Origin of the sequence: Listeria sp. PSOL-1 (genome assembly GCF_902806445.1) — a bacterium.
Classification (GTDB): domain Bacteria; phylum Bacillota; class Bacilli; order Lactobacillales; family Listeriaceae; genus Listeria.
In genome coordinates, this window is the sequence record NZ_LR760298.1 from 2,022,954 (window position 1) to 2,037,271 (window position 14,318).

The 14,318-nt window shown below is 34.3% G+C and carries 12 protein-coding genes; all 12 read left to right on the forward strand.

What is annotated here, in order from left to right; all coding sequences use genetic code 11:
* The first annotated feature begins 146 nt into the window (after positions 1–146).
* The 12 genes from G6Q10_RS09690 to G6Q10_RS09745 all read left to right on the forward strand — a co-directional run bounded on the left by G6Q10_RS09690 (position 147) and on the right by G6Q10_RS09745 (position 14,314).
* Positions 147–896 (forward strand): LytR/AlgR family response regulator transcription factor, encoded by a 750-nt coding sequence (locus tag G6Q10_RS09690; RefSeq protein WP_163655514.1) that lies wholly within the window; start codon positions 147–149, stop codon positions 894–896.
* A 1-nt stretch (position 897) separates the two neighbouring features.
* Positions 898–2,172, forward strand: a complete 1,275-nt coding sequence (locus tag G6Q10_RS09695; protein ID WP_163655516.1) for a sensor histidine kinase — start codon at positions 898–900, stop codon at positions 2,170–2,172.
* Between the two features lie 187 nt (positions 2,173–2,359).
* Positions 2,360–3,013 (forward strand): cyclic nucleotide-binding domain-containing protein, encoded by a 654-nt coding sequence (locus tag G6Q10_RS09700; RefSeq protein WP_163655518.1) that lies wholly within the window; start codon positions 2,360–2,362, stop codon positions 3,011–3,013.
* A gap of 244 nt (positions 3,014–3,257) precedes the next feature.
* Positions 3,258–6,326: an Ig-like domain-containing protein gene (locus G6Q10_RS09705; RefSeq protein WP_163655520.1), complete on the forward strand. Its 3,069-nt coding sequence runs from the start codon at positions 3,258–3,260 to the stop codon at positions 6,324–6,326.
* 131 nt (positions 6,327–6,457) lie between these two features.
* A complete protein-coding gene (locus G6Q10_RS09710; protein WP_163655522.1) occupies positions 6,458–6,961 on the forward strand; it encodes a DUF4352 domain-containing protein in 504 nt (167 codons plus the stop codon).
* Positions 6,958–7,620, forward strand: a complete 663-nt coding sequence (locus G6Q10_RS09715; RefSeq protein WP_163655524.1) for a YveK family protein — start codon at positions 6,958–6,960, stop codon at positions 7,618–7,620. The genes G6Q10_RS09710 and G6Q10_RS09715 overlap by 4 nt, the downstream gene beginning before the upstream one ends.
* Positions 7,621–7,637: 17 nt before the next feature.
* The gene (locus tag G6Q10_RS09720) at positions 7,638–8,318 is read left to right on the forward strand and encodes a CpsD/CapB family tyrosine-protein kinase (RefSeq protein ID WP_163655526.1); all 681 of its coding nucleotides are present in this window, start codon (positions 7,638–7,640) and stop codon (positions 8,316–8,318) included.
* A gap of 20 nt (positions 8,319–8,338) precedes the next feature.
* On the forward strand, positions 8,339–9,778 hold the full coding sequence (locus tag G6Q10_RS09725; protein ID WP_163655528.1) for a polysaccharide biosynthesis protein: 1,440 nt from the start codon (positions 8,339–8,341) through the stop codon (positions 9,776–9,778).
* Entirely contained in the window at positions 9,775–10,956 is a 1,182-nt protein-coding gene (locus tag G6Q10_RS09730) for a glycosyltransferase (RefSeq protein ID WP_163655530.1), read from the forward strand. Before G6Q10_RS09725 ends, G6Q10_RS09730 begins: the two co-directional genes overlap by 4 nt.
* A 98-nt stretch (positions 10,957–11,054) precedes the next feature.
* Positions 11,055–12,176: a glycosyltransferase family 4 protein gene (locus tag G6Q10_RS09735; protein ID WP_163655532.1), complete on the forward strand. Its 1,122-nt coding sequence runs from the start codon at positions 11,055–11,057 to the stop codon at positions 12,174–12,176.
* 207 nt (positions 12,177–12,383) lie between these two features.
* Positions 12,384–13,796: a hypothetical protein gene (locus tag G6Q10_RS09740; protein ID WP_163655534.1), complete on the forward strand. Its 1,413-nt coding sequence runs from the start codon at positions 12,384–12,386 to the stop codon at positions 13,794–13,796.
* A complete protein-coding gene (locus G6Q10_RS09745; protein WP_163655536.1) occupies positions 13,793–14,314 on the forward strand; it encodes an acyltransferase in 522 nt (173 codons plus the stop codon). The genes G6Q10_RS09740 and G6Q10_RS09745 overlap by 4 nt, the downstream gene beginning before the upstream one ends.
* Positions 14,315–14,318: the final 4 nt, after the last annotated feature.

Consider the following 14,318-nt stretch of genomic DNA (forward strand, 5'->3'; position numbering starts at 1 on the left):
ACCTCTTTTTCATTTGAAGAAGAGGTTTTTTTATGAGATAATACTTTTGCGGTATAAAGTGCTAAAGAAAGGGCGGATGAACATTAGTTTTGCTTTCAAAATTATCGGGAATTAAAAAATAAACTTGCATTTAGGGAGGACTAAAAGTGAATTTATATATATTAGAAGATAACTTTTTACACCGAGAATATTTGGAAAAACATGTTCAGTTAATTCTAGAAAAAAAGGCGAGAATCGATTATGATGTGATCGGAGTTAAAGATTTGTTCGCGTTTTATCAAAACGTTTCAGATGATATTAACGATGATGACGTTTTTATTGTTGATATTGATTTTAATACTAATTTTAATGGTATTGAGTTGGCTAAAAAAATTCGAAAAAACAATTTAAAATGCTTTATCGTTTTTTGCACTTCCAATACGCAAAACGTTCTGCAAATCATTAACGAGCAAATCTTGCCAATCAATTATTTAGTGAAAAATGTTGGGAGTACGCTTTCTTTACATGACCAATTGGAAGAGACACTCACTCAAATTATAGATATTACAACAAGAAGAACCAATGAAGCTGAGCATTACCAATTTAGATGGGGCGGCAATATTTTAAATATACTATTAAGCGATATCAATTATATAAAAACCCTAAAAGGGCAAAAAAACTCTGTCATTGTAACGATATCAAGCCAATATATTATTGGAAAAACGCTTAAAGAAATCAAACAAGAACTGCAAGAAAACAATCAATTATTTTATCTAGACTTAAATTCCTACATCATTAATATATTGAATATCAAAGAGATCAATAGAATTGAAAGGAAAGTCGTTTTTTATAGCGGAGAAGAAATTGAACTGGGCATTAGAATAATTGATAAAATACGTAACTTTATAGGTGATTAATGTGGAAATTTATTATATATATTTTATTTATATAAATGGCATTATTTTTAGCTGTTTTTTAGGATATAAGAAGTTTTTCTTTCTAAAAGACATTTTAAAATATTTATTGCCATTTTTTGCTATCTTATTCATACTTTTATATTCTTTTCGAGAGGAAAGTTTGTTTACGATAATGCTGATATTAAACGTTGGCGTTTTAGTTTATCATCTTTTACTGTCGGTCATTTTTTGGATGCATACAAAAAAGGTTTTCATTGCATTGATTTTATTATCTGTCTATTTTATGAGTAATTTTATTCCGCATTTTGTTAGTTATGAAATGATTGTTATTTTTTTAACGCCCTCTATTTTAGTGTTATGTATTATCTATTACTCTCTTTTCTTGTTTTTATTAGCAGTCATGAAATTTTTTGAAGTTAATTATAAGTTAATTAATAAGTTGATGAGTATTAATTATTCTTATCAGATGTTTAATTATCTTTTTATAGTGAGCTTTATTACGTTTGTTGTATACAGAATTCACTATAGCTATGCGTCACAGCAGCAAAGGCTTTTAAGTACATGGCTGGTTGTGTTAGTTTTTTTACATCTTTTTATTATTGCTTATGCGATTGCAAAAAGAGAAATTGAATACCAACTCGTACAAAGGCAAGCAGAAGAGTACCGAATACAACGCGAACAGATTGATCAAACTGAGGAATTTAAGCATGATTATAAGGGTATTTTATTGTCTTTAATGAGCTTTTTAGAGCAAGAACGCAATGATGAAGCGTTAACTTATTTGAAAAAACTTGCCAATTACTCTGAGACGGAGTTGGCAGACGATGTTTATAGTGAAGTTTCAAAAATCACGAACTTTCCAATTCAAGGAGCATTATTAAAGAAGATACAATATATAAAAGAAAGAAACATTGCTTTAGATGTTAGAGTATTGAATTATATCACGCATATAGAGATCAATATTTTTGATTGCATACGTATTTTAAATATCGTGCTTGATAATGCGATGGAAGCAAGCGTTTATGCAGAAAGACCATCAATTGAAGTAGAGCTAGCAGAAGTTGATCAACACATCTATATCAGAGTTGCAAATAACCTCCCTTCTGAAAACAAAATTGATTTACAAAAGATAACTAATAAAAACTATTCCACTAAAGCAGGCCATAGAGGTAAGGGCCTTCATATCATAAAAAAAATATGTAATAAATATAGTAATTTACACTTTAATATTCAAATAACCGATGAGAAGTTTATTATCCTTTTAGAAATACATTAATATCCGCAAATGTTATCAATTCATAAACAAATGTAATTTATTTTCCACCTCCAATCAATTAATATGTAAAGTGCTGACGTTAACGTAAAAATTCAGCCAATAATAAGCTGAAATTGAAGACAATGTCTTATGTTTACTTATATATTTTTTTTTACAGTAATGTGATAATGAATTTGGGGGTGGAAAGTTGGACTTTTTTGAGTTTCAAGATCATGTAGAGGAGCAAGAAATACTGCTTAAATACATTATCCAAAAGTTTCAAGATGAAGAATTCGTAGCCAAGAAGGAGCGCACGCTTTTTTTAGATGAAAAAAAGATTTATATAATGAAATCCGGCATTCTATTAAAAGAGGACCTCAGAACCAGAGCTGGTAGACTTTATAGTTCGTATGAAGTGATAGATACGCTAGCACATGAAAATAATGCAACTTTGTTTTACGGGAAAGTAGCCATTTTTGATAAAGTTCGTTTGTTTGATGAATTAGAACGTCATGGTTTGTTATCAAATTTCATTTATCTTCTATGGAAAAATAAATTAACGGAACTAAATTATTTAGAAACAAGCATTACATCTCCTGTCAAACAAAGAATCATTAATTTTATCAGTAAATACTCAACAAAAACTTCCAATCGCTGTTTCTTACCAAAATTTGTTTCAATTAAATTGATTGCTGCTTGTTGTTTATGTTCAACCAAGCAAGTATCGCGTATTTTAAATGAGATGGAAAAAGAGGGGATTATTTCTCCGCTCAATAAAAAACCAATTTACATTACTGATTTAAATTATATTGAAAAATACGGTGATAATAATAAGCAAGATGATAAAAGCATATTAATTTAATTATCATTACTTAATAAAAAAATTATAAGTGAATTTAGAATTATCTGGTTTTAAGGGGGGTGAGTTAAATTATAGTGCAATATTGTTTTGGGGGGAACAGAAGGAATATGAATAAGAAAAACAGCTTCAGTAAAACAACTTTGCGAAAAAAACTTAATCATATACAGAAAAATTTTGATATTATCAAAATTTAAATAATAAACAGGATCATATACCCTTAAAGCATAACATTTAGGAGGAGAACATGGTAAAGAAAAAAAATAAAAAAGTTTTACAAAAAGGTTTAATTATCGGTATTAGTGCACTTACTGTTGGAAGCCAAGTGGCAACTTTTGTACCAGCATCTGTACTAGCAGCAGATAAAAATAAAGTAGTAAGCACAAAAGCATCATCAGTAAGCAAAAGCCAAACAGCAAAAGCAGTAGAAGATGGGAAAGCAGTGGATGTTAGTAACTTTGCTGAATTTAAAGCAGCGTTAGCTAATCGAGAAGTTGGCGAAATTAATTTAACTGCAGACATTGAGTTTCCAACTACGATAGCTAAAGATGCTAGAGTATTTCGTTCAGTAGTTATTAATGGTCATGGGCATACAATGAATCAACATAGACAAACGATTGATGGAGAAGGAAATGGTGCCAATACAGTCACAATTAATGATTTAAAAGTGGTTAGTGATAAAGGCGATGGTGACTTAGCTTGGTACGGTATCGTTGTATCTAGTGTAGAAGGTTACACAATTAATCTTAATAATGTTGATTATAACGGCTTACAATCAATTTTTAATGTTAACGGGACAGTAAATATTTCTGGTACAACAACACTTAAATCAACAAACGGGCAAGAAAATATTGAAGCTCGAAACGTTAACTTTAAAAAAGATTCTATAGTGAAGTTATCGACCCCAGGTGGGACAGGGATTACTTCTACCGGAAAATCTTCTATTATTTTTGAAGAAGGATCTGATGTTGAATTTGATAATAATTCTCATCCTATTTATGCAATAGGCGCAAACAGCAAGGTAGATATTCAAAAAAATGCAAAAGTTAAAATGAAGAGTAAAACCACTGGGATCTACATGCTTGGTGCTGATTCCCAAGTAAATGTGGCAACAGGTGCTACTTTTAACATCGAAAGTATCGACGTACGCGGTATTCATTTAGCATCTACTGGGAATGTTATTTTCCAACCCAACTCTAAAGTTGACATCAAAAGTAAACTAGCACCAGTTTATCTAGTAGGTCTTGGCAAGTTTGACATCATGGATAATGCAGAAGTAAACTTTACTACTGACGAGTATGCTGCTCATGCTGCTGTTGCGGATAGTGAAATCAATATTCATGATGGAGCTAAAGTTAATTTTAATAGTAGAAATGGAGTCTATGTAGTAAACGGTGACTTTAATGTAGCAAGTAATGCAGTAGTAAAACTAGCGACAACAAATGAAGATTACGCTTCAGCACAAATTTATGCTAGAAATATTACCGTAGATCCAAATGCAACATTTAATGTAAAAGCTTCAAGAGTTTCAGATTATGCAATTTATTTAAAATATGGAAACTTTAAATTAAATAATACGGCATCTTATGACATTCAAGCACCAAAATCAACTGCACAAGTTTTCTACTCTGAAGGAGCCTCAAAGTTAAGCTTTGCAAATCAAACTTTAGGTGTATGGGAAAAAGCAAATGCAACGGATAAACCATCATTATCTTGGGATGATTTAACTGGTTCAACTACTATTAATGCCTTTACTTCAAGTAACAACACTTCAGATGATAGTAATTTTGTAACGAACTTCCAAGCTAATAAATATAACCGCATTGCAGGTGAAAACATCAAAGCACCAGACTTAACTGTCGATGAAGCAGCAGATAACAAAACAGACATTACTGGAATAACAACACCTGGTTCTACGATCAAAGCAATTATTGGTGATAGAACAGTAACAGGTATAGTAGCAGACGATGGCAAATATTCAATCCCAACTGGTAAATTAGCAGCAGGGACAGAAGTTAAAGTGGTTGCTGCAAACAAAAATAAAGAAACAACAAAGACAGTAACAGTAGCAGATAGAACAGCTCCAGACGCTCCAAGAGTAGACACAGTTAAAGAAACAGATACAGTAGTCACAGGTAGCGGAGAAAAAGGCGCTACAGTAAAAGTTAAACTTGAAGATGGTAGTGTAAAAACAGAGACAGTTGGCGAAGATGGAACTTTCTCAGTGACTATCCCAGCGCAAGCTGGAGGAAAGAAAATTGTTGTTACTTTGACAGATAAAGATAACAATACTTCTTCACCAACAACTGTAACAGTAGAACAAGTAGATCAAACTGTAACAATTAATTCATTAACAGAAAGCGATAATACTGTAACCGGAACAGCCCCAGCTAATGCAAAACTTCGCTTCTTGGTTAATGGTACAGCTGTCAATGTAGGAACTGCAGATGAAAATGGTAACTATAGTAAAGTCATTGGCAAGCACCCAGCAGGAACTGTTGTAGGTGTTCAAGCACAAAACCCGCATACTGGAGCATACGGCGATGTAGTGACAACAACAGTAACAGTAGTTGCAACTACATTAACAATCAATGAAATGACAACAGATGATACTACAGTTTCAGGAACAGCTCCAGCTAATTCTAAAGTAAGAATTCTGGTTAACGGCGAAGCAGTAAACATCGCTTATGCAGATGAAAATGGCAACTATAGTAAAGTCATCGGTAAGCAACCAGTAGGTACAGAAGTAGGTGCTCAAGTACAAAACCCGAATACTGGAGCATATAGCGATTCAGTAACAACCATTGTAAAAGTAGCTGAAAAAGCGTTAACAATCAAGGAAATGACAACATCTGATACAACTGTTTCAGGAACAGCTCCAGCTAATTCTAAAGTAAGAATTCTGGTTAATGGCGAAGCAGTAAACATCGCTTATGCAGATGAAAATGGTAACTATAGTAAAGTCATCGGTAAGCAACCAGTAGGTACAGAAGTAAGTGTACAAATGCAAAACCCAAGTACTGGCGCTTATGGAAATCCAGTGACAACAACTGTAAAAGAAGCTGAAAAAGAATTAACAATCAATGAAATGACAACAGATAACACAGTAGTTACAGGAAAGGCCCCAGCTAAAGCTAAAATCCGTATCCTGATTAATGATGTAGCTGTGAATGTCGCTTATGCAGAGGAAGATGGCAGCTATAGCAAAGTTATTGGCAAGCAAGCAGTAGGTACAAAAGTAAGTGTACAAATGCAAAACCCAAGTAACGGAGCTTATAGCGATCCAATAACAACAACAGTAAAAGCAGCTAAGTAAAAAATACAACCAGAAAATGAATCGATGCTAAAAAAGCGTCATTCAATACTTTAATAAACAAATAAACACACAATGACGGTAACAAGAAAAACTTCTTGTTACCGTTATAAAAAATAAAGGCGGTTAGTTAAATGAAAAAACAGAGTATATTAATGCTACTAGTTATTCTTTGTCTAAGCTTAGCTTTAGGTGCTTGTGGCAATACAAAAGATACAAAAAAAGAAAGTGCAAAAGAGAAAAAGAGTTCGGAATTAATTACACCGGATAAAAAGAAGACTTATTCATTAGATCAAACCATTGACTTTAAAGGACTACACGTTACCCTGGTAAAAGCTTCTTTAGTGCAAGACGATAAAGGAAAAAAAGATAGTGTTTTAAAAGTAGACATGAAAGTAAAAAACAATTCCTCATCTAAGCGAACCTTTACATCTATTGGCATGCAAATTGAAGATAAAGATAGCAAAAAATTAAGTATTTACCCAGGTGAGAATATCGGGGAAATCATAGCCCCTGAAAAAACAGTAACCGGTTCAGCATATTTCCAAGTAAATGGAAAAGCGCCTTATAAGATCCAATATAAAGATCAAGATTCAGATGTAACAGCTAGCTGGACAATAAAGGATTTCTCTAAATGATAGAGAATCGATCATTTGATTTGGAATCACTGACTTTATTTGTAAAGAAGTGGTCTTTATTAGTCCTGATTTTTCTTGTTTTAGGAGGACTTATAGGAGTTTGCACTGCCAAATATATAATGACACCAATATACGCATCTCAATCTCAAATTGTTATCCAACAAAAAAATGCCGGATTTACAATTTCAGATGTGCAAAGCAATATTCAACTAGTAAATACGTATAAAATGATTGTAACAAGTCCAGAAGTAATCGAAAAAGCAAGAAAACAGTTAAAGCTATCAATTAGTAAATCAACTTTAAGTAAACATATATCGGTTGAGAATAGTCAAGATTCTCAAGTATTAACTGTTAATGTTTTAGACGCAAATGCCAAACAAGCTCAAAAAATTAATGAAGCTTTACTAAAGGAGACGTCTATCCAATCAGAGAATATATTAGGAGTAAATGGTGTCCGGATCTTAACCTCTCCAACTCAAGAGAAAGCCCCCGCCAAACCAAATGTATATCTTGTTACCGGAATAGGCATGATAGTGGGCCTCTTTATTAGTATGCTGCTCATCCTTCTTTGGGAGTTTACACACCAAACTATCCGTAATGAACAAGATGTGCAAAAGCTTCTTGATATATCTCATTTGGGAAATGTCGATCACTTCTAAAGGAGAGAACGCGAAAAATGAAAAAGACGAAAAAAATCCAAAAAGAGCGGCAACATTTTCAAGCAAGTATGTCTAATCAAAGTCTAAATGAACAGTTTCGTATCATCCGAACGAATATCAACTTTACAATAGGTACGGGAAAGAAGCTTTTCTTAGTGACATCTGGGATAAACAGTGAAGGAAAGTCAACTATAGTAGCTAATTTAGCGATTTCCTTTGCTCAGCAGAAAAAACGAATCTTACTGATTGACGCTGATTTACGCCATCCCACGCAACATCGGTTATTTAATATGAAAAATGATGTCGGTGTTAGTACAATACTTTCTGGCCAGCATACGATAAAAGAGGCTGTCCAAACAGAAGAACAATATGGAATAGACCTCATTACTAGTGGAGTTACACCACCAAATCCATCTGATCTATTAGCATCGGAAGCCTTTTCTAACTTTTTAATTGCCTGTAGAGAACATTACGATTATATCTTTATTGACTCTACGCCATTAATTCAACTTGCAGATGCTAAAATTGTAATGAAAGAAGTAGACGCCTCTATCCTTGTTATTCGTGCTAACCGCACCAGTAAATCAAATCTGTTAAAATGTAAAACCATTATAGACAGCTTTGATTTGCCTTTACTTGGATATATTTTGAATGATTCTAGAGAAAAAAAATACAACAGTAAGTACTATATGACTTAATAAAGGAAGAAGGCTGTACTATGAGTGGCTTAGCTAAAACAAAAGTGAATAAGACATTGATTGTGGGCGCAGGGAGTACAGGAAAACTTGTTGCATCAAAATTATCAGAGGAACGAAATTGTGCTAGTAAGCCAGTAGCTTTTATTGATGATGACCATGAAAAAAAAGAAATGACACTAGTAGGGCTCCCTATTGTTGGGCCTATAGATCATATTGATGAAGCGATTAAAGCGCACGCTATCACAGAAGTTATTATAGCGATCCCATCTCTTTCCATGAATAAGAGAAAATTCATTTTAAAAGCTGTACAAAAAAACAAAATTTATTGTAAAGAAGTTCCTAATATTACAGACTTACTTTTAAAAAAGAAAGAAATCTTTGACTTTCAATCTATCTCATTCGAAGCTCTGTTAAATCGAGCACCGGTCCAACTAGATACAGACAGCATTACAAAAGAAGTAAAAAGAAAAACAATCCTTGTAACGGGTGCAGGGGGTTCGATTGGGTCTGAGATTTGTAGACAATTAATTTGTCATCAACCTAAGAAAATTATATTGATGGGTCATGGAGAAAATAGCATCTATGAAATCAACCAAGAATTACAAATGTTAAATACATCTGTTGAATTAATCCCATTTATTGCAGATATTAAAGATAAAAAAAAGATGATCCTACTTATGGATCAATATAAGCCAGAAATTGTTTATCATGCAGCAGCACATAAACATGTTCCACTTATGGAGCATAACCCTCATGAAGCTGTAATGAACAATATCATAGGAACAAAGAATATTGGAGAAGCAGCAAAACTAGCTGGTGTAGATTCTTTTGTCATGATTTCTTCAGATAAAGCAGTAAACCCTACGAATGTTATGGGCGCAACAAAGAGACTATGTGAAATGGTCATTCAGCAGTTAGCTAAGTTTAGCGATACTAAGTTCTCATCTGTTCGTTTTGGCAATGTACTTGGCAGCCGAGGAAGTGTTATCCCATTATTTCGCAAACAAATTATGAATGGCGGTCCAATTACGCTAACAGACCCAAGAATGACTAGATTTTTTATGACAATTCCAGAAGCAGCAAGTTTAGTTCTACAAGCTGGCTCTTTATCTAAAGGTGGAGAAATCTTTGTTCTAGATATGGGTGAATCTGTTAAAATCATTGACATTGCTAAAAATTTAATTTTCCTTTCTGGATATACACTTGAGGAAATACCTATTCAATACACAGGAATTCGTGATGGGGAAAAGCTGTATGAAGAATTATTGTTAGACAATGAAATACAAGAAAATCGAGTCCATCCTAAAATTTTTATCGGAAAGGCAGAATATTCCGATTATAAGGAGCTGGCCAGAGTCATTCAAAATTTTGAATTATGGTCCCCGCAGAAACTAAAGAAAATACTACTAGAACTTGCTAACCAAGTAGGAGAAGCTTCTGCAAAGGAACCCATTTTATGAAGTGGTTATTTGCACATGACAATCGTTTTTTTCACAATGAAAATGGAGAAGTATTCGCAGAAGTAGCTTTTCAATATGAGAGTTTTAAGCGTTATTTAGAACATGCAGATGAATTAACCATCTTAGCTCGATTGGAAAAAGTATCACCAGACATGCCTACTGATAAATGGAATATTTCATCCGGTCCAAAAGTTAATTTTGTTGGAGTAGCGGATCCTTATGGAGTAAGATGTTTTACCCCATTCCCTAAATCTTATCAAGAAATCAAACGGGAAGTCGCTAAAACAGACGCAGTGATTGCCAGGTTGCCTTCTGAAATTGGTTATATGGCAGTCGACGCAGCCAAAGCACTGGGTAAGCCTTATGCGATCGAAGTAGTTGGAGACGCTTATGAAGCGATGAACACATACGGAAATTTAAAAGGTACTCTTTACGCACCGATTGCAAAACATAAAATGAAAAAACGAGTACAAGATGCACCGCATGTATTATACATCACAGACCAAGCATTGCAAAAAATTTATCCAACACGTGGAAAAGCAATAAGCTGTTCAAATGTAGAACTTCCATTAAGAGAAAGTACATGTGAGAAGCAACGAATAAATAAGATTGAGAACCCTTCTGGCCCAATAAAAATCGGAATGAATGGTTCACTATCTTCTGCTTATAAAGGCTTTGATGTCGCGATGAAAGCTCTTGCCATTGCAAAGCCTGAGCTGCCTCCATTTCAATTAATGATTGTAGGGAAGGGTCCTTCTGCTGAATGGCAGGCATTAGCTTCCCAACTTGGCATTGAGAAAGAAGTTTGTTTTGTTGGAAGTATGCCAAATAAAGAAATCTATCAGTGGTTGGATAGCATTGATTTGTTTTTGATGCCAAGTCGAACAGAGGGCCAAGGACGAGCGCTTATAGAAGCCCTATCGTGTGGGTGCCCTGCTTTAGGCTCAAATGTAGGCGGAATTCCAGAATTACTAGAAGAAAAGCAACTGCATGAGCCAGATGACAGTACTACACTTGCTAAAAAAATAATAGAAGTTGTCACTGAACCATCCGTGCAATTAAGTTATGCTAAAAAAGCATTTTTAACTGCAGAGAAATTTGAATCACTGAACCTTCAAAGTAAAAGACGACAATTCTTTAATCAATTAAAATTAGCTGTAAAAAATGAGATTCTTTAGAGGTTGAATAAAGGCTTGCTGACAAATATTAGTTCGATCAAGTTTATCACACCGATCGAAGTCAAGGTTAAATATCATATACTGGAGAGAGTATAAGAATGAAAAAAATAATGATGGGTGTTACAACACCTTTTAGTCTCACTTTATTAAAAGGACAATTTGACTATTTTACAAAAAAAGGATATAGCATTCATTTAATTACTTCGGATGGACCTGAATTGGAATTAGAAGAACTTAAAGCTGTGACTGTCCATGTAGTTCCAATGAAACGAGAAATTTCCGTTTTTGCAGATTTTATTGCTTTATTAAAAATTATTTATATTTATTTTCAAGTAAAACCGGATATTTCTAACGTTTCTACTCCGAAAGCTAGTTTATTGTGTAGTATTGCAGCTTTTCTCAGTCGTACGAAAATCCGAATATACTCTATTATTGGTTTGCGATTAGAAACTTGTAGCGGACTTAAACGTAAAATACTCTATCTGCTTGAGAAGTTAATGATTCGAATTTCTACAACCTGTATTGCAGTAAGTCCCAGTTTAAGGGAAACGCTTGTTGCAGAGAAGTTGTCTAAAGCATCTAAACTACAGGTTTTAGCTTCAGGAAGTTACAATGGCATTGAATTAGAACGGTTAGAGAGGAAAGAAGAGGCCGTTCAACAAGTACAAAAGGAGCTCTCGTTTACAGGGCCAGTTATTGGCTTTGTAGGAAGGTTGACGCGGGATAAAGGTGTCAACGAATTAGTCCGTAGTTTCTTAATATTACTAGAGGAAAAAGTAAATATTAATCTTTTGTTAGTAGGGGATTTTGAAGATGGAGACCCAGTAGATGAGGATGTAGCATTCCAAATTAAAAATCATCCAGCTATTACGTATACAAGGTTCGTTTCTGATCCTACACCATATTACTACACGATGGACACCCTTGTTCTTCCTACTTATCGAGAAGGTTTTGGAAACGTATTGATTGAAGCAGCTTATTGTCGGATACCAACGATAACAACGAATGCTACTGGAGCAAGAGATGCAGTTATTCACGAGGAAACCGGCTTGATCATAGATATTGGGAATGTCCCTCAGCTTTATGAAGCGATGAAAAACTTACTAGATCAACCAGCGTTAGCTAAAAGCATGGGAGAAAGAGGACATCAGCGTAGTAAAGAAGAATTCCAGTCTATCCATATCTGGAAGGAACTAGAAAAAATTTATCAAAGTAGTTAGAAAAGAAAAATTGGAGCTTAGCACTTTTCAGCTGCCAATTCTTATATAACGAAGTAATGGACATCAAAAAAGTACAGGCAAGATATTATGGAATTCAACTTAATAATAGTAGTTTAGAAGTTTTTGAATACGACATATATTTGTCTGTAGATATATATGTTGAAGAAAACCTAGTATATATAATCGAAATGATGGAAGAGGATGAATATGAGAACATTGTACACTTGGGGGCTTAACCTCCTTGTTTTGATAGTTGGGCTAACGATCTGCTTATATGTTTATAATAATGCAAATGCTGCAGGTTACGATAAACTATACCTTCTTCCTCTTACCTATGTAGTAGTATTTTTTTTAGTACTATCGCATTGTTTATTACGAAGATTTAATATTTTTTTGATCGTATTTACGGGCATAAGTTTTGCACGGTATGTTATTTTACCTTGTTTAATTGTTTATACAGGGTATTATGGTGGCCGCTCTCCAGAACCTCCTTTGGCCGGTTCATTGCACAAGGCAATTTACCTTATGATTTATGAGTTAATTGCTATTGCATTAACGATTATCATCTTGGAGCTTGTATTGGCTAAGAAATGGAAACCCCCGGTAAAAGCAGAGGAATTATCTGATCAATCTAGACGAGATGGCTTTTTGCTCTTTTCAGTGGTAGGCCTTATCGCTGTTATTGTTATTCCGAATGCAGCTTCGACCATTACCTTTTTATTTCCAAAAGATGGGTTAGTAGATGTCGTCTCCAATAATAATACCTTGTCTATGTTAGGAACTTATCTATTTATTATAGCCAAACAACTACTATTTCTTTTAGGAATTTACGCTTGCCATAAAGGCTATAAGAGAACAATGAAAAAACGTTACCTGCTAGCTGCCGTTTTATTATTAATTATAAATATCGGTATTTTTGTAGGAACTAATCGCTCAGATATCGTCTTATCTGCCATTGTTAGTTTGATTGTGTTTCAACGTTTGTTTCCCCGGTTTTTTAAGTGGGTGGCAATGGGTACGGGTAGTTTATTAGTAACGATTATTTCTTTAATGGGACAAGTGCGTAATATCGCATCGATTTCGGGAGGTAATAGTGCTTTAGTAGATTTTACAGATAACTTACAGGTTTATTTTGGTGGCCCATACAATGTAGCTTTGGCAGTTGAAACAAAACTTTTATATCCAGAAGTACAAAATTTATCCGTTTTATTTTTTGATATTTTTCGTCCCATGATTGGGATCAACGTTTTGGTTAAAAACCTGCCATTTACGTATTCTAATATCTTTTTTAATCATCGCTACTATTATGCAGCACAAGAGACTCAAATTTTGCCGATTATAGGGCAAGGTAATATCTTCTTTGGTTACGTAGCTGCGCCATTATTTTCAGTCCTCACGGTATGCTTAGCCTATTATTTATGTTTGAAGATTAACCGCACACGCTCACTAGCTATGTTTTATTTTTTAACTTTGGTGTGCACAAGGTTAGGTATGGTAATGGGACAGAATACGATGAACATTGTAAATGATCTAAGCTATAATTTATTCTTATTTTTAATCATTTATGCTCTTAGTTCATTATTCGTATTTAAAAGAAAAGAAGGAGAATCTCTAAAATGAAAATCCGATTATTTATGCGCTATATACTGCCGATTCATCTTATTCAGCTACTAACAAGTATACTGCCTAATACAGATATCACTTCAAGAATACGCGGAGCTTTGATGCGCCCGTTTTTTAAAAAATGCGGACCTAAATTCCGAATGGGTACTCGAAATATCATTAATCGACCTGACCAAATCATCATTGGCGAAAATGTTTATATTTCACATAATTGCTATATCAATGGAACAGGCGGGCTAACGATTGAAGAGGGTTGCATGATTGGCCCTATGTCTGTTGTTGTAACCTCGAAACATACGCATCAAAACGGAAAAATCCAACAAAGATCATTAGAGCAAGCGGTGACAATTGGTGCTGGTTCTTGGCTTGCTAGTCATGTTGTTATAAGTGCGGGCGTACAGATTGGTGCAGGGACAACTTTAGCTGCAGGCGCAGTAGTCGTAACAACGATCCCTGCTCATACAGTGGCGGGTGGCGTACCAGCCAAAGTTATTAATCAGCAAGGAAAGTTGTAACACA

Bases quoted from the DNA above. Each gene is read 5' to 3' on its own strand.
- G6Q10_RS09705 (WP_163655520.1), top strand. From the start codon at position 3,258: ATGGTAAAGAAAAAAAATAAAAAAGTTTTACAAAAAGGTTTAATTATC.
- G6Q10_RS09710 (WP_163655522.1), top strand. From the start codon at position 6,458: ATGAAAAAACAGAGTATATTAATGCTACTAGTTATTCTTTGTCTAAGC.
- G6Q10_RS09715 (WP_163655524.1), top strand. From the start codon at position 6,958: ATGATAGAGAATCGATCATTTGATTTGGAATCACTGACTTTATTTGTA.
- G6Q10_RS09720 (WP_163655526.1), top strand. From the start codon at position 7,638: ATGAAAAAGACGAAAAAAATCCAAAAAGAGCGGCAACATTTTCAAGCA.
- G6Q10_RS09725 (WP_163655528.1), top strand. From the start codon at position 8,339: ATGAGTGGCTTAGCTAAAACAAAAGTGAATAAGACATTGATTGTGGGC.
- G6Q10_RS09730 (WP_163655530.1), top strand. From the start codon at position 9,775: ATGAAGTGGTTATTTGCACATGACAATCGTTTTTTTCACAATGAAAAT.
- G6Q10_RS09735 (WP_163655532.1), top strand. From the start codon at position 11,055: ATGAAAAAAATAATGATGGGTGTTACAACACCTTTTAGTCTCACTTTA.
- G6Q10_RS09740 (WP_163655534.1), top strand. From the start codon at position 12,384: ATGAGAACATTGTACACTTGGGGGCTTAACCTCCTTGTTTTGATAGTT.
- G6Q10_RS09745 (WP_163655536.1), top strand. From the start codon at position 13,793: ATGAAAATCCGATTATTTATGCGCTATATACTGCCGATTCATCTTATT.